Source organism: Nocardiopsis sp. TNDT3 (assembly GCF_003427465.1).
In the GTDB taxonomy this organism is placed as follows: Bacteria; Actinomycetota; Actinomycetes; order Streptosporangiales; family Streptosporangiaceae; genus Nocardiopsis; species Nocardiopsis dassonvillei.
The window spans coordinates 1-14,485 of sequence record NZ_QPFC01000715.1 but is presented as its reverse complement, the minus strand read 5'-3'; the positions used below and the strand labels follow the sequence as shown (position 1 = coordinate 14,485).

Below are 14,485 nucleotides of genomic sequence, written 5' to 3'. Positions count from 1 at the left end.
TCGGCGCCGAGGTCACCGCCCTCGCCGGGGCCCGCAACCTCGACTGGATCCGAGGACTCGGCGCCGACGAGGCCCTGGACTACCGCACGACCCGGCCGCAGGACCTCGGCCGCTTCGACGTCATCGTCGACCTGGTCGGCACCGACCTCGGCGCCTACCAGGCGCGGCTGCACCGGCGCGGGCGCATGGTCGCGCTCGCCTTCGACCCGGACCGCGTCCTCAGGTCCCTGCTCGGCACCGGGCTCCGGGCCGTCGTACGGCCCGGCCGGACCAAGCTCTTCAGCAACGACCCGTCGGCGGAGCGCATCGCCGAGCTCACCCGGGCCGTCGAGGAGGGGAAGATCCGTCCCATGGTCGACACGGTCCTCCCGATGGCCGACATCGCGGAGGCCCACCGCGGGCTGGAGGCGGGCGGCGTCCGCGGGAAGTACGTCATCGACGTGCGGCGCCCCTAGCGGCGACGCGGCGGGCCGCGCCCGTCGGCGGCGGTGGACCTAGGACGGTTCCTTCGCGGGGCGGGTCCGCCCACGGCCGACCGCGCGGCCCCCGGCCCCCCGTGCGGCGCGGCGCCGCCGGAGCACGCCCTGGCGGGGCGAGAACAGGTAGGCCAGGGTGAAGGCCGACGACTGGGCCAGCACGATCGCCCCGCCGGTGGACACGTTCAGGTGGAAGCTGAGGAACACCCCCGCCACGGCCGCCGCCACGGCCACCGCAGCGGAGATGACCAGCATCCGCTCGAAGCGGTCGGTGAGCAGGTAGGCGGTCGCTCCGGGGACGATGACCATGGCCACGACCAGGATGATCCCCACCGCCTGGAGGGCCACCACCACCGTGACCGACAGCAGCCCCAGCAGCAGCGTCTCCAGCAGGCGGGGGTTGATGCCCACCGCGTGCGCGTGGACCGGGTCGAAGGCGTACAGGGTCAGGTCGCGGTGCTTGTACCAGACCACCGCCAGCACCACCCCGGCCAGGACGAGCACCTGCCAGATGTCGGTGTCCGACACCCCCAGCACGTTGCCGAACAGGATGTGACCCAGGTCGGTCTGGCTGGGCACGCGCGAGACCAGGACCAGGCCCAGGGCGAACATGGCCGTGAAGACCACCCCGATGACGGCGTCCTCCTTGACCCGGGAGGTGCGGTTGACCACCCCGATCAGGGCGACCGACCCGGCTCCGAAGACCAGCGCGCCCACGGCGAAGGGCAGCCCGAACAGGTAGGACAGCACCACCCCGGGCAGGACGGCGTGGGAGACGGCGTCGCCCATCAGCGACCAGCCCACCAGCGTCATCCAGCACGACAGCACGGCGCACGCCACTCCGGCGACCACGCTGACCAGCAGGGCGCGCCGGACGAAGTCGAAGCCCAGGGGCACCGTGAACCACTCCGCGACCGCGGTCAGCGCGTCCATGCCGTTCCCTCCTCGTCGGTGTGGACCCCGAAGGCCTCCATGAGGGTCTCCGGGCGCAGGACCTCCTCGGGGGCGCCGTGCGCCACGACGCGGCGCTGGAGCAGCACCGCCTCGTCGCACAGGGCGGGCACCTGGGCCAGGTCGTGGGTGGACACGAGCAGGGTGTGGCCCTCGCCGCGCAGTTGCAGCAGCAGTTCGGTGATGCGCCCCTCCGAACGCTTGTCGACCCCGGCGAAGGGCTCGTCGAGCAGGAGCACGTCGGCGCCCTGGGCGATGGCGCGGGCCACGAAGGCGCGTTTGCGCTGGCCGCCGGAGAGCGCGCCGATCTGGCGGTCGGCCAGGTCTCCCAGGTGGGTGCGGTCCAGGGCGTGCTCGACCGCCTCCCGGTCGGCGGGGCGGGGGCGCCGCCGCTGTCCCATGCGTCCGTAGCGGCCCATCATCACCACGTCGCGCACGCGGACCGGGAAGGCCCAGTCGACCTGTTCGGACTGGGGCACGTAGCCCACCAGCCCGCGGCGGCGGGCGGCGGCCCCGGTGTGCCCCAAAATCCGCACCCGCCCCCCGTCGGCGGGGACGAGGCCCAGCACGGTCTTGAACAGGGTGGACTTGCCCGACCCGTTGGTGCCCAGCAGGCCGCAGACGCGGCCCGGGGCGACGGACAGGCTCACGCCGTCCAGCGCCAGGACGTCGCCGTAGCGGACGGTGGCGTCGGTGACCTCGATGGCGGCGTTCACCGCTCCTCCCCCCGCAGCCCGGCCACGATGGCCTCGGCGTCGTGGCGCAGCAGGTCCAGGTAGGTGGGGACGGGACCGCCCTCCTCGGACAGGGAGTCGACGTAGAGGGTCCGGCCCATGGCGGCGCCGGTCTCGCGCGCCACCGAGCGCTGGGAGCCGTCGTTGACGGTGCTCTCGCAGAAGACGGCGGGCACCTGGTTGTCGCGGACGAACTCGGTGACGGCGGCGGTCTGCCGGGGGGTGCCCTGGGTCTCGGCGTTGACCGGCCACAGGTACATCTCGGTCAGCCCCGCGTCGCGCGCCAGGTAGGAGAAGGCGCCCTCGCAGGTGACCAGGGCGCGGGAGCTGTCGGGGACCCCGGCGAGTTCGTCCTCCAGGTAGTCGCCGACCCCGCTGATCTCGTCCTTGTAGGCCTCGGCCGCCTCGGCGTAGACCCGTTCGCCCTCGGGGTCGAGTTCGGTGAGGGCGTCGCGGATGTTGTCGACGTAGACGGGGGCGTTGTCGGGTGACATCCAGGCGTGGGGGTTGGGCTGGCCCTCGTACTCCCCCGCGGAGATGGGGATGGTCTCGACACCGTCGCTGAGCACGGCGGTGGGGGCCTGCACGCGTTCGGTGAACTGGCTGAACCATGCCTCCAGGCCGAGCCCGTTCTCCAGGATCAGGTCGGCGTCCCGGCCGCGGACGAGGTCGTCGGGGGTGGGTTCGTAGCCGTGGATCTCGGCTCCGGGCCGGGTGAGCGAGGCGACCTCCACGCGTCCGTCGGCGACGTTGCGTGCCATGTCCGCCAGGACGGTGAACGTGGTCAGGACCAGGGGCCGTCCGTCGTCGCGCTCCTGCCCGGCGGAGGAGGAACAGGCGGTCAGGCCCAGGACCAGGGCGAGGGAGGCGGCGGGGAGCTTCGCCGACCAGGAGTGTGAAGAAGCCTCATCTTGAAAGTTCGGCACGCCTAACTTTTTACCACAACAGGGCCAAACTACACATCGCGGCGGGCGTGTCGCGGTCGTCGCCCGGGCCTCGTGTCCTGGACGGCGCCGTCCCGCCCGCGCCGATGGAGCAGACGGCGCGGAAGCGGCGGGCCCCGCGAACCCCGCCACCGGTACGGCGCGCGGCTCAGTCCAGGTCGGCTAGGGCCGCCCGGGCCGCGGCTGTCCAGTGCGGCGACCCGGCCCGGATGGCCACGCGCAGGGCCAGCCGGTAGTGCTCCGCGGCCCGCTCACGGCGTCCGAGCGCGCGGTCGAGGTCGCCGAGCTGGTGCGCGACCGGTCCCAGGGTCAACAGACCGCTGCCCGCACCGGCCAGCTCCCCGGCGGCGGGTGAGAGCAGGCGGTGGGCGCGCTCCATCGCGGGGTGGTCGCCGACGGCGGTGGCGGCCCGGGCGGCCAGACAGGTCAGAGCCTCCCCGAGCAGGCCGGGCGGTGCGTCGGGCGGCGGGGGCGCGGACTCGGGCGAGGCCAGGGCGTCGGCCCAGGGCGCGTAGGGGCCCCAGTCCTGGCGCGGGTCCACCGGTGCGGGTCGGCCGCCCTGAAGGCGCAGACACAGCAGCGCCAGGGGCAGGATGCCCTGTTCCACACCGGGCATGCCGGTGTCGGCGAGCCGCACGCTCGCGGCACGGTAGGCGGCCTCGGCCTCCTCGACGGCCCCCCGCGCGGCCGTGCGCAGTGCCTCGTACCAGCGGGTGAACACCCCCACCAGCGGAATCCCGTAGCGCGAGCCCAGCCGGTCGGCGTCGGCCGCGTGGGCGTCGGCGGCACCGAAGTCGGCGAGCGCGGAGTGCGCCTGGACCAGGACGAGGTGGCCCAGCACCTCGAAGGTCACCAGGCCGTGCCGAGAGGCCAGGTCGACCAGCTCCGCGCCGATCTCCACGCGCTGCGGGGCCCGCCCGGAGCCCTGGAAGGACTGCATGAAGCGGGCGTTGAGCGCCAGGCACAGCAGGGCGGGGTCGCCGAGCCCGCGGGCGGCCTCCTCGGCCCGGCGGGCCGCGTCCGGGCCCCGGCCGGTGGCGGTGCCGCGCAGTTCCAGGGCCAGGGCGCACAGCAGGCGGACGCGCTGCTCGGGGCGGTCCTCGGGCAGCGCGGCCAGGGTGCGCTCGGCGGCCCTGGCGATCTGGCGGGCCAGCTCCTCGTCGTCGTTGCGCGGCCACAGGGCGGGCACGTCGAAGGCGGTGATGACCTGCGCCGTCAGTTCCGCGTCACCCAGCTCCTCGGCCGCGGCGACCGCCCGGGCGCGGTGGTGGCGGGCCTCCTCCAGGCGGCCGGTGACGGCCAGCGCCCGCACCATGCCCATGACCGCCTCCAGGCGTTCGCGGGGCCGGTCCTCGCCGGAGCGGTCGTGGGCGGCGACGGCCTCCCGCCACAGCCGGGCCGCCTCGTGCGGGGCGAAGCGCTCCTCGGCCCGCAGGGCGGCTGTGCGGGCGTGGTGGGCGGCCCGGGTCGCGGTGGCGCGGGTTCCCGCCCGCCCGAAGTGGTGCGCGAGCAGGTCGGCCCGGTCGGGGTGCAGCGCCTCGACGGCCTCGGCCACCGCCGTGTGCCAGTGCGCCCGGCGCGGTCGGGAGAGGTCCTGGTAGAGGGTGTCGCGCACCAGCACGTGCGCGAAGCGCAGGCCGGGGGCGCCGTCGGGCTCGTCCGGTTCGGCGCGGTCGGTGAGGAAGCCCGCCTCCAGTGCCTCGTCCAGGGCGTCGAGCAGGGCGTCCCCGTCCGGGGACAGGGCCGACAGGACGTCGGGGTCGATGTCGCGGCCGATCACCGAGGCCTGCCGCAGCAGGGCCCGGGCCCCGGGCGTGAGGGAGCCCAGGCGGTGGCGGATGACGTCGCGCACCCCGGCGGGGACCGCGTCGAGCGCGGCGCCGTCCCCGTCGGACAGCAACCGGGCCAGCTCACGGACGAAGAAGGGGTTGCCGCCGCTGCGCCGGTGGACGGTGCGCAGCGCCCGCCCGTCGACGTCGCGGCCGACCAGGGCCCGTACGAGCGCGCCGGTCGCGTCCTCGGCCAGCCCGCCCAGGTAGGCGCGGGCCGGTTCGCCGGGGGCGAGCCGGGCCAGGGCCGCGGTCAGCGCGGGCAGGACCTCGCCGGTCCGGTAGGTCCCCACGAGCAGCACGGGCCCGGGGAGCGGTTCGGCGGCCAGGAAGGTGAACAGTTCCAGGGTCTCCTCCGCCGCCCGGTGCAGGTCGTCGAAGACCAGCAGGACGGGGCCGCGCCGCGCGGCCGAGGCGAGGAGGCGGGCGGCCCGGCGCAGGACGCCGAACCGGGCCGCGGCGGGGTCCGCGCTGGCGACCCCGGGCGCTGTGGTGTCGTCGTCCCGGGCGGGAGCAGCGGTGCCGCTGGGCGCTGTGATGCCCGTGGCCGTGGCGGTATCGATGCGCGGGGCCCCGGATCCGGTGCCGGTGGGGTCGGTGGTGGCAGCGCGCGGGGCGCCGGGGTCGGCGGCGTGTTCCGCGGCCTGTGCCGGGCCGGTGGCGACCCCGTGGGTCGCGGTGTCCGCGGCCGCCGTCAGCACGGCGGCGATCTGCGTCCAGGGCCAGACCGCGGGCGCCCCCTCGTGCTCGGGGCCGCGCCCCCAGGCCGCGGTCCACCCGCGCCCGGCCAGCCGCCGCGCGAGTTCCTCGGCCAGGGCCGTCTTACCCGCCCCGGCGTCGCCGGAGACCAGCGCGACCCGGGCCGGAGCGCGCGGCGCGGCGGAGGCGGCGGCCCCCTCCAGCAGTTCCAGCTCCCGGGCCCGGCCCACGAAGGGACGCTGGGCGCGTTCGGGCGCGCTCTCCGCCCGTGCCGGAACCGCGGTGGCGGCACGCGGGATGAGGTGGGGAGCCTGGGCCAGGACGTCGGACTCCAACCGCCGCAGTTCGGGGCCGGGGTCCACCCCCAGTTCGTCCGCCAGGGTCCGGCGGGCGCGGCGCAGGGCGGCCAGCGCGTCACCCTGGCGGCCCGAGCGGTACAGGGCCAGCACCCACTGCCGCCAGGCGTTCTCGCGCAGGGGGTGGGCCAGGGCGTGCGCCTCCAGGGCGGGCACGGCGTCGCCCGCACGGCCCAGCGCCAGGAGGGCCTCGGCGTGCCGCTCCACCGCCAGCAGCCGCAGCCCCTCCATCCGGTCGGCCTCGGCCCGCGCCCAGGGGTAGGCGGCGAACTCGGCGTAGGCGGGCCCCCGCCACCACCCGAGGGCCTCCTCCAGCCCGTCCAGCGCCGCTCCGGGCCGGTCCTCGGTGAGCAGTGCTCCGCCGCGGGCCACGGCCGCGGCGAAGCGCCGGGCGTCGACCGCGTCGGGTCCGGCCCGCAGCGCGTAACCCGGTGGCGCGGTCACCAGCAGCCGGGCGGGTCGCCGCGCGGGCCGGTCCGGTTCCAGGGACCGGCGCAGCGCGGAGACGAAGGTGCGCACCGCCGCCACGGAGCCCTCGGCGGGCGCCTCCCACAGGTCGTCCACGAGGCGGTCCACGGGCACGGCACGGCCCTCGGCGACCAGGAGCCGGGCCAGCACCGCGCGGTGCCGCGGCCCCTTGAGGGCGAGCGGCCCGTGCGCGCCGACGGCCTCCAGAGGGCCCAGCACGCGGAAGGACACCGCCGCCTGCGTCGCCTCTCCCCCCATGGCAGCCAATCTATCCGGCCGTCCGCACCGGACGGGGCCGCCGACGCCCCCGCTCAACCGCTGCTCATCGGCTGCTCATCGGCTCCCGGCAGGCTCGTGGACGACCGAGTTCCCCGGCGACCGCCGGGGACCCGACTCCAACCCGACGGAGGAGACCACCGTGGAACCCAGGATCCCGGGATTCGACTACCAGCGCGTGCCCGTCGCCGAGGGCGTGGCGCTCAACGCCGCCGTCGGCGGCTCGGGCAGCCCCCTCGTGCTGCTGCACGGCTTCCCCCAGACCCACCTGATGTGGCGGCACGTCGCGGCCGACCTGGCCGCCGACCACACCGTCATCTGCCCGGACCTGCGCGGCTACGGCGACAGCGACAAGCCCGCCGACACCGACGGCCACGGCTACGCCAAGCGCACCATGGCCGCCGACGTCGTCGCCCTGGCCCGCGCCCTGGGCCACGAGCGCTTCGCCCTGGCGGGCCACGACCGGGGCGCCCTGGTCGCGATCCGCGCCGGGCTGGACCACCCCGGCGCCGTCACGCACCTGGCCTCGCTCGACGTGCTGCCGACCCTGGACATGTGGGAGGTCATGCGCGGGGCCTCGGCAGCGGTGGGCTTCCACCTGTACCTCATGGCCCAGCCCCCGGGCCTGCCCGAGCAGCTGATCGGCGCCAGCCCGGACGCTTTCTTCGGACACTTCCTGGACATCTGGACGCGCGACCCCGAGGCGATCCCCGCCGAGGTGCGCGCCGCCTACCTGCGGGCCTCGCGCGAGGCCGTGCCCTCGATCGTGGCCGACTACCGGGCCTCGGCCGGGATCGACGTCGAACACGACGAGGCCGACCGCGCGGCCGGGCGGCGCCTGGCCATGCCGGTGACGGTGCTCCAGCAGGACTGGGGTGCGGCGCTGGGCTACGACGCCGCCGCGGTGTGGCGGGCCTGGGCCCCCGACCTGCACCACAGCACGGTGACCTGCGGCCACTTCATGGCCGAGGAGGCCCCGGCCGAGGTGGTCGGGGCGCTGCGCGGCCTGCTGGCCCGGTAGGCGCCCCCGGCGTCTGCGGCTGCTACGCCCTGGTCGGCGGAGTCAGCGACTCGGGGTGGAACCGCTCGGCGCGGTCACGGACCGTGTACATGTTCCAGCAGTGCTCGGCGAGGTCGTCGGGGTCGGCGACCGGGAACCGCGGGCCGTCGGCCGCGTCGAAGGCGGCCCGGGCCGCGGCGGACACCTCGCTGCGGTCGATCAGGGAGGCGATGGTCAGGGCGCCGGCGTAGACGCCCTTGTCGGCCAGTTCGGCGTGGAGGGAGCACAGGTAGTTGCGGGTGGCCGCCATCACCGGGCCCAGGCCGCTGAGGTCGGGCATCGGTCGCGCCGCCGAGTAGCCCCGGGCCAGCAGGAAGGCGCCGTCGCCGCGTTCGGTCCACTAAGGAGATCGCCCGCCGGGCGGGCGTGAGCCACGGCACCCTCTACAACCTCTTCGGCACCCGCGAGGCGCTCATCGACGAAGTGGTGACCGACCTGGCCGCCGACCGCCTCGACCAGGCAGCCGAGCACGCCCTGGCCTTCGAGGGGGCCTGGGAGGGGTTCGTGTACTACGTCGAGAGGGTCTGCGAACTCCAGGTCACCGACCCCGCGCTCGCCGACGTGGTCAGCGGGCGCTATCCGCGTGCCGAACGCCTGATGTCCGTCTGCGCCAGGGCACAGGACGCCACCACGCGGATCGTCGAGCGCGCGCGGCGGGCCGGCGCCCTGCGCCCGGACTTCACCGGCGAGGACCTCCTGATCGTCTTCGGCACCGACGCCCTGCTCGCCCGTGCGGCCGGGGACGCCGCGCCCGACGCCTGGCGCCGCGGGCTGGCCCTCGTGCTCGGCGGACTGCGCGCGGACGCCGCCCGGGGACCGCTTCCCGGCGCCCCGATGACTCCCCGGCAGGTGTACGACGTCATGGGCAGGCTCACCGGCACGCCCTGAGCTGGGCGCCAGTGCCCTGGAGGGCGGTCGGCGCGGTCCGGCGGGGCGTCGCCCCACCAGCGGATCCGGACTCTGTCAGAATTCCTCGGAAAAAGATCGGTGGACGTGTCGATCCGCGGCACCCCCGTTCGACCTAGGGGTGGAAGGGCCCGGAAGGGGTCCGCGACACCCAGGGAGACAGAGCCATGAAGTACATGCTGATCATGCGCGCCACCGACGAGGCCTTCGCGGGAATGGGCGAGATCGACTTCGACGAGATGCTCGCGACCATGGGCCGGTACAACGAGGAGATGATCCGCGCCGGGGTGCTGCTCGCCGCGGAGGGCCTCGACGACGCCGCCGAGGGCGTGGTCGTCGACTACTCCTCCGAGCCGCCCGTGGTCACCGACGGCCCCTACGGCGAGACCAAGGAGCTGTTCGGCGGGTTCTACATCCTCAACGTGGCCTCCAAGGAGGAGGCCGTGGAGTGGGCCAAGCGGTCGCCGATGACCGGCCCCGGTTTCAAGACCGAGATCCGCCGGGTCACCACGATCGACGAGTTCCCGCAGGACAACGAGTGGATCCAGAGGGAGCGGGCCTGGCGCGAGGCCACCGGCCAGCTCTGAGCGGACCGACCGGAGATGGCTGACCCCACCGGCCGCGAGGCCGTAGCCGCCGTCTGGCGGATCGACTCGGCGCGGATCGTCGGCGCGCTCGCGCGCTACACCGGCGACTTCGCCCTGGCCGAGGACCTGGGCCAGGAGGCGCTGGCCGAGGCGCTGGTGACCTGGCCGCGCGAGGGCGTGCCCCGCAACCCGGCGGGGTGGCTGCTCACCGTCGGCCGCCGCCGCGCGATCGACGCGTTCCGCCGCCGCTCCGCCCTGGACGACAGGTACGCCGTCCTCGCCCGTGACCTGGGCGAGGGCGGCGCCGCCTCGGGCAGCGCGCCCGCCGACCCCGCACGGGAGGCCGACGACGTGCTGTGGGATCCGGACCGGATCGACGACGACGTGCTCGCGCTGATGTTCACCGCCTGCCACCCCGTGCTGTCGCGGGAGGCCAGGGTGGCGCTCACCCTGCGGGTGGTCGGCGGTCTGACCAGCGACGAGATCGCCAGGGCGTTCCTGGTCCCGACCGCGACCGTGCAGGCCAGGATCACCCGGGCCAAGAGGACCCTCGGGGCGGCCCGGGTGCCCTTCGGGGTACCCCCGGCCCAGGAACGGCCCCAGCGGCTCGGCTCGGTGCTCAACGTGGTCTACCTGATCTTCACCGAGGGCTCCTCGGCCAGCTCCGGCGGCGACCTGCTCCGGCTCGACCTCGCGGGCGAGGCCCAGCGCCTGGCCCGGGTGCTGGCCCGTCTGGTCCCCGACCAGCCCGAGGTCCACGGCCTGCTGGCGCTGCTGGAGCTGACCGCGGCGCGCTTCCCCGCCCGGACCGGGGCTGACGGGCGGCCGGTGCTGCTGGAGCACCAGGACCGCCGCCGCTGGGACCGCGCCGCGATCCGCCGGGGACGGGCCGCCCTGGCCCGCGCGGGGAGGACCGGCCGGGGGCTGGGCGCCTACGGCCTCCAGGCCGCGATCGCCGAGTGCCACGCGCTCGCCGCCTCGGTGCGGGAGACGGACTGGGAGCGGATCGTGCTGCTCTACGAGGCGCTCGGCCGTCTGGCGCCCTCCCCGGTGGTGGACCTCAACCGGGCGGTGGCGGTCTCCATGGCCCGGGGACCGGCCGAGGCGCTGCGGATCGTGGACGAGCTGGCGGCGGCCGGGGCGCTGGCGGACTCGCACCTGCTGCCGAACGTGCGCGGGGAGCTGCTCGTGCGCCTGGGGCGCACCGGTGAGGCGCGCACCGAACTGGAGCTGGCCGTGCGCCGGTGCGGCAACGAGCGCGAGCGGGAGGTGCTGGAGCGCAAACTCGCCGACCTGGGCTGACCGTTCCGCACCCCCCGGGGAGCACCGCGCCGCGGCCCGCGCCGGCCCCGGGACTCCGGCGCTGCGGACTGACCAGGGACGGGGCTCCCACGAGGCCGGAGCACCGTCGTACCTCAGTACTATGGTCGCTCCGCTCGCATGGAGGACCGCTGTCCCTGCGGGCTTTTCGACGTCCACGGGGTCACGACGGCCCGCACCGCAAGGGAGTCCGATGGGGGCCGAGCCGCACCGCACACTGCGTGGCCGCTACCAGCTGCTGGCCGAGATCGGCCGGGGCGGGATGGGCCGGGTCTGGCGCGCCCACGACACCGAGCTCAACCGCACCGTCGCGGTCAAGGAGATCCTCCTGGGCCCGGGCCTGGACGACCACGAGCGCGACCGGATGGCCGCCAGGGCCCGGCGCGAGGCGCAGGCCACCGCGATGGGCGGCCACCCCAACATCGTCACCGTGCACGACATCGTCCAGGACGACGGGCGCCCGTGGATCGTCATGGAGTTCCTCAGCGGGCGCTCCCTGCACGCGCTGGTCCGCCAGGAGGGCCCGCGCGGCGCCCGCGTGACCGCCCGGTGGGGGCTCGACCTGCTCAGCGCGCTGAGCACCGCGCACGGGCAGGGGATCACCCACCGCGACGTCAAACCCGAGAACGTCATGGTCACCGACGCCGGGCGTGTGGTGCTCACCGACTTCGGCATCGCCACCATCGCCGACACCTCCTCCGTCACCCAGACGGCCGGGGTGATGGGCTCCCCCGCCTACCTGGCCCCCGAGCGGCTGGCGATGAGTCCGGCGACCCCGGCGAGCGACCTGTGGTCCCTGGGCGCCACCCTGTACCACATGGCCACCGGCACCTCCCCGTTCCGCCGCGAGGGCATCCCCGCCACACTGCACGCCGTCACCTCCGAGGAGCCGCCCGACGTCCTGGGCCGGGGCCCGCTGGGCCAGGCGGTACGGGGCCTGCTGGTGAAGGACCCGGCCGGGCGGATCGACGCCGACCGCTGCCGCGCGCTGCTGACCGCGGAGGCGGAGGCGGGCACCGCCGCCGCGGCCCCCTCGGCCACGACCGTGTCCGTGCCGACACGGCCGTTGAGCGCGCCCGCACGCGCGGTCACCCCGGGGCCGGTCCCGCCCGGATCCCCGGGACCGGTTCCGCGGGGCCCCGCGGCGGTCCCGTCGCAGACCACGGTCACGGCGGCGCCGGAACCGCGGCGGGGCGGACGGCTGTCCTGGCCGATGGTGGTGCTCACCCTGGGCCTGGCCTCGCTGGTGGCGGTGGCGGCGCTGGTGGTGGTGCTCGACCCGTGGGGGTCCGACACCGGTGCCGCCGCCTCCGGGACGGGCACGGAGGAGTCCCCCGAACCCGGTGCCGGAGAGCAGCAGGCCGGGGGCGGGAACGAGGGGGACGCCACCGCCCCGGAGGAGACCGGCACGCCCCAGGAGGGCGGCGCCGACGGCGCCCCCGTGCCCGGGACGACCTGGACCGAGGACCCCGAGGGCTTCGGTCTGAGCGTCCCCGAGGGCTGGATCCGCCGGGTGGACGGCAGCAGCGTCTTCTTCGAGTCCCCCGACAACGCCGACTACCTCCAGATCGACATGGCCGAGCACCCCACCGACGACGAGTACCAGCACGTCCTGGACCAGGAGCAGGGCGTGTACGACTCGGGGCGGCTGCCGGGCTACGAGCGGGTGCGGATCACCGACGTCACCGACGACACCGGCTTCCACTCGGCCGCCGAGTGGGAGTTCACCTGGCGGGACGAGACCGGCGAGACGCGCCGCGTGCTGACCCGCAACATCGCGGTGGCGCCCGGGGTGTACTACGCGCTGGCCTGGGCCTCCACCGACGCCTCGTGGGCCGACCAGGGCGCCCAGCGCACCGCCGCCATGGAGTCCTTCGGCCCGGCCTGATCCCGCTCCGGCCCGCACCACCGCGGTCCGGTCCGCCCGCCCCGCTCCCCGGACTCCGGCGCCGTGGTGCGGGGTCGGCGGGAGCGGCGACGCGGCCGCGCTCAGCTGCCCAGGTAGCGCAGCACCGCCAGCACCCGGCGGCTGTAACCGGAGGCGTGCCCCAGACCCAGCTTGTCGAAGATCGCGTTGACGTGCTTCTCCACCGCGCTCAGCGACACGTACAGCCGCTCGGCGATCGAGGCGTTGCTCAGCCCCTGCGCCATGTGCTCCAGGACGTCGCGCTCGCGCGGGGTGAGCCGGGCCAGCGGGTCGGTGTGGGTGGTGCGCGCCAGCAGCTGGCGCACCACCTCGGGGTCGAAGGCCGCCCCGCCCGCGCGCACCCGCTCCAGGGCCTCCAGGAACTCCCCCACCTCCGACACCCGGTCCTTGAGCAGGTAGCCCACCCCTCCCGAGGCCCCGGCCAGCAGTTCGGCGGCGTAGCGCTGCTCCACGTACTGCGACAGCACCAGCACCGCGACCCTCCCGTGCTCGGCGCGGATGCGCAGCGCCGCCCGCAGCCCCTCGTCGGTGTGGGTGGGCGGCATCCGCACGTCCACCACGGCGGCGTCGGGCGCGTGCTCGGCGACCGCGGCCAGCAGCGCGTCGGCGTCGCCGACCGCCGCCGCCACCTCGTGGCCCTCCTCCTCCAACAACCGCACCAGGCCCTCCCTGAGCAGGACCGAGTCGTCAGCGATCACCAGGCGCATGGGGGCTCCGTATCGTGGTCAGGGGCAGCGCGGCGCGTACCGTGGTCGGACCGCCCCGGGGACTGTGTACCGCCAGTGTGCCGTCCAGGGCCCGCACCCGCCTGGCCAGGCCGGTCAGTCCGCCGCCAGCGGGGTCGGCGCCGCCGCGGCCGTCGTCGAGCACCCGCAGGTCCAGGACGCCGTCGGCGTCGTCCAGGTGCACGATCACCACCTCGGCCCCGGCGTGCTTGACGGCGTTGGTGATGGCCTCGCGCGCCACGAAGTACACCGCCGTGGCCAGTTCGCGGGGCGGCGGGGCCGACAGGCGCGCGCGCACCCGCACCGGCAGCGGGCTGCGTTCGGCCACCTCGGTCAGCGCCGCCTCCAGGCCCAGGGTGTCCAGCGCGGTGGGGTAGACCCGCCAGGCCACCTCCCGCAGCTCGTCCAGCAGTACCCGGGTCTCGGTGTGCGCCTGGCGGACCAGCCGCGCCGCGCGCTCGGGGTCGTGGCCGCGCTGGGCCCGCCCCAGCAGCATGGCCAGCGCCACCACGCGCTGCTGGACCCCGTCGTGCAGGTCGCGTTCGATGCGCCGCCGCTCCTCGTCCACCGCCCGCACGATGCCCGACCGGGTGGAGGTCAGCTCGTCGATGCGCCGGTGCAGCAGGTCCTCGCTGCTGGGACCCACCAGACGGCGGGCCAGGGCGCGGTCGGCGGCCGAGGCCACCGCCACCACCAGCCACGTCGCCGCCAGGACGACCAGGCCCATGAGCAGGCCCACGCTGATGCTGGAGACGTGTACCCGCGCGCCGGGCATGAGCACCGGCACGTGGGTGCCGCCCCCGGTGAACAGCTCCAGTGCGGCCCCGCCGACGAAGACCACCACCAGCATCAGCGCCGTGGGCGCCAGGTAGCCGCACAGCAGCGCCGCCGGAAGGCGCAGCAGCAGGTAGGCCACGCGCGGGGCGGCCTCGACCCCCGGGCCGGCCACGCCGCCCCCCGACCACCGGGCCAGGCGGGCCAGGTCCGCGTCGCCCAGGCGCACCGCCCACCGGGTCACCACGCCGCGGAACCGGTGCCGGGCCCGGGAGGTCAGGAACGGGGCGCACACCAGCGCCGCGGCCGCCGCGAGGACCCACACCAGCGTGAGCACGGCGGTGCACAGCCCCAGCAGGGTGCCCGTCAACTCGCGCCCGGCCCGTGCCAGCGGCGCGGCCGCCGCACGCGCCCAGGCGCGGGGACCGTCCCCGTCCCCGGCCCACTCGGCCA

General features: G+C 75.9%; 13 protein-coding genes. 6 read left to right on the top strand and 7 right to left on the bottom strand.

All coding sequences use genetic code 11. The annotated features are described in order from the left end of the window. Positions 1-455: zinc-binding dehydrogenase (locus DQW06_RS17770; RefSeq protein ID WP_157983476.1), on the top strand; the 455-nt coding region annotated here is incomplete at its 5' end. A gap of 39 nt (positions 456-494) precedes the next feature. On the opposite strand, the gene DQW06_RS17765 is transcribed toward DQW06_RS17770, so the two are convergent. From DQW06_RS17765 to DQW06_RS17750, 4 genes are all read right to left on the bottom strand, one after another. Continuing rightward, on the bottom strand, positions 495-1,409 hold the full coding sequence (locus tag DQW06_RS17765; protein WP_013153172.1) for a metal ABC transporter permease: 915 nt from the start codon (positions 1,407-1,409) through the stop codon (positions 495-497). After that, positions 1,397-2,143, bottom strand: coding sequence for a metal ABC transporter ATP-binding protein (locus DQW06_RS17760; RefSeq protein WP_013153171.1), 747 nt, complete (start codon positions 2,141-2,143; stop codon positions 1,397-1,399). The genes DQW06_RS17765 and DQW06_RS17760 overlap by 13 nt, the downstream gene beginning before the upstream one ends. Beyond that, complete coding sequence (locus DQW06_RS17755) at positions 2,140-3,087, bottom strand: metal ABC transporter substrate-binding protein (protein ID WP_013153170.1); 948 nt, start codon at positions 3,085-3,087, stop codon at positions 2,140-2,142. Before DQW06_RS17755 ends, DQW06_RS17760 begins: the two co-directional genes overlap by 4 nt. 166 nt (positions 3,088-3,253) lie before the next feature. Further along, positions 3,254-6,715 (bottom strand): BTAD domain-containing putative transcriptional regulator, encoded by a 3,462-nt coding sequence (locus DQW06_RS17750; RefSeq protein ID WP_117198946.1) that lies wholly within the window; start codon positions 6,713-6,715, stop codon positions 3,254-3,256. A gap of 160 nt (positions 6,716-6,875) precedes the next feature. Between DQW06_RS17750 and DQW06_RS17745 the strand changes: the two genes are divergently transcribed. Beyond that, positions 6,876-7,754: an alpha/beta fold hydrolase gene (locus DQW06_RS17745; RefSeq protein WP_117198945.1), complete on the top strand. Its 879-nt coding sequence runs from the start codon at positions 6,876-6,878 to the stop codon at positions 7,752-7,754. A 22-nt stretch (positions 7,755-7,776) separates the two neighbouring features. Here DQW06_RS17745 and DQW06_RS17740 read toward each other — a convergent pair whose 3' ends face one another. Continuing rightward, a complete protein-coding gene (locus DQW06_RS17740; RefSeq protein ID WP_198662476.1) occupies positions 7,777-8,073 on the bottom strand; it encodes a hypothetical protein in 297 nt (98 codons plus the stop codon). 68 nt (positions 8,074-8,141) lie between these two features. Between DQW06_RS17740 and DQW06_RS17735 the strand changes: the two genes are divergently transcribed. The 4 genes from DQW06_RS17735 to DQW06_RS17720 all read left to right on the top strand — a co-directional run bounded on the left by DQW06_RS17735 (position 8,142) and on the right by DQW06_RS17720 (position 12,494). After that, positions 8,142-8,681: a TetR/AcrR family transcriptional regulator gene (locus DQW06_RS17735; RefSeq protein ID WP_117198944.1), complete on the top strand. Its 540-nt coding sequence runs from the start codon at positions 8,142-8,144 to the stop codon at positions 8,679-8,681. Between the two features lie 185 nt (positions 8,682-8,866). Beyond that, the gene (locus DQW06_RS17730; RefSeq protein WP_013153167.1) at positions 8,867-9,286 is read left to right on the top strand and encodes a YciI family protein; all 420 of its coding nucleotides are present in this window, start codon (positions 8,867-8,869) and stop codon (positions 9,284-9,286) included. 15 nt (positions 9,287-9,301) lie between these two features. Beyond that, positions 9,302-10,588, top strand: a complete 1,287-nt coding sequence (locus tag DQW06_RS17725) for an RNA polymerase sigma factor (RefSeq protein WP_071622113.1) — start codon at positions 9,302-9,304, stop codon at positions 10,586-10,588. A gap of 211 nt (positions 10,589-10,799) precedes the next feature. After that, positions 10,800-12,494 (top strand): serine/threonine-protein kinase, encoded by a 1,695-nt coding sequence (locus DQW06_RS17720; RefSeq protein ID WP_117198943.1) that lies wholly within the window; start codon positions 10,800-10,802, stop codon positions 12,492-12,494. 101 nt (positions 12,495-12,595) lie between these two features. On the opposite strand, the gene DQW06_RS17715 is transcribed toward DQW06_RS17720, so the two are convergent. Together DQW06_RS17715 and DQW06_RS17710 are read right to left on the bottom strand one after the other, a co-directional pair. Next, the gene (locus DQW06_RS17715; RefSeq protein WP_013153164.1) at positions 12,596-13,240 is read right to left on the bottom strand and encodes a response regulator transcription factor; all 645 of its coding nucleotides are present in this window, start codon (positions 13,238-13,240) and stop codon (positions 12,596-12,598) included. Further along, a partial coding sequence (locus DQW06_RS17710) for a sensor histidine kinase (protein ID WP_232833064.1) occupies positions 13,221-14,485 on the bottom strand: 1,265 nt, incomplete at its 5' end. The genes DQW06_RS17710 and DQW06_RS17715, both read right to left, overlap by 20 nt.

Bases quoted from the DNA above. Each gene is read 5' to 3' on its own strand.
- DQW06_RS17765 (WP_013153172.1), bottom strand. From the start codon at position 1,409: ATGGACGCGCTGACCGCGGTCGCGGAGTGGTTCACGGTGCCCCTGGGC.
- DQW06_RS17750 (WP_117198946.1), bottom strand. From the start codon at position 6,715: ATGGGGGGAGAGGCGACGCAGGCGGCGGTGTCCTTCCGCGTGCTGGGC.
- DQW06_RS17740 (WP_198662476.1), bottom strand. From the start codon at position 8,073: ATGCCCGACCTCAGCGGCCTGGGCCCGGTGATGGCGGCCACCCGCAAC.
- DQW06_RS17730 (WP_013153167.1), top strand. From the start codon at position 8,867: ATGAAGTACATGCTGATCATGCGCGCCACCGACGAGGCCTTCGCGGGA.
- DQW06_RS17725 (WP_071622113.1), top strand. From the start codon at position 9,302: ATGGCTGACCCCACCGGCCGCGAGGCCGTAGCCGCCGTCTGGCGGATC.
- DQW06_RS17720 (WP_117198943.1), top strand. From the start codon at position 10,800: ATGGGGGCCGAGCCGCACCGCACACTGCGTGGCCGCTACCAGCTGCTG.
- DQW06_RS17715 (WP_013153164.1), bottom strand. From the start codon at position 13,240: ATGCGCCTGGTGATCGCTGACGACTCGGTCCTGCTCAGGGAGGGCCTG.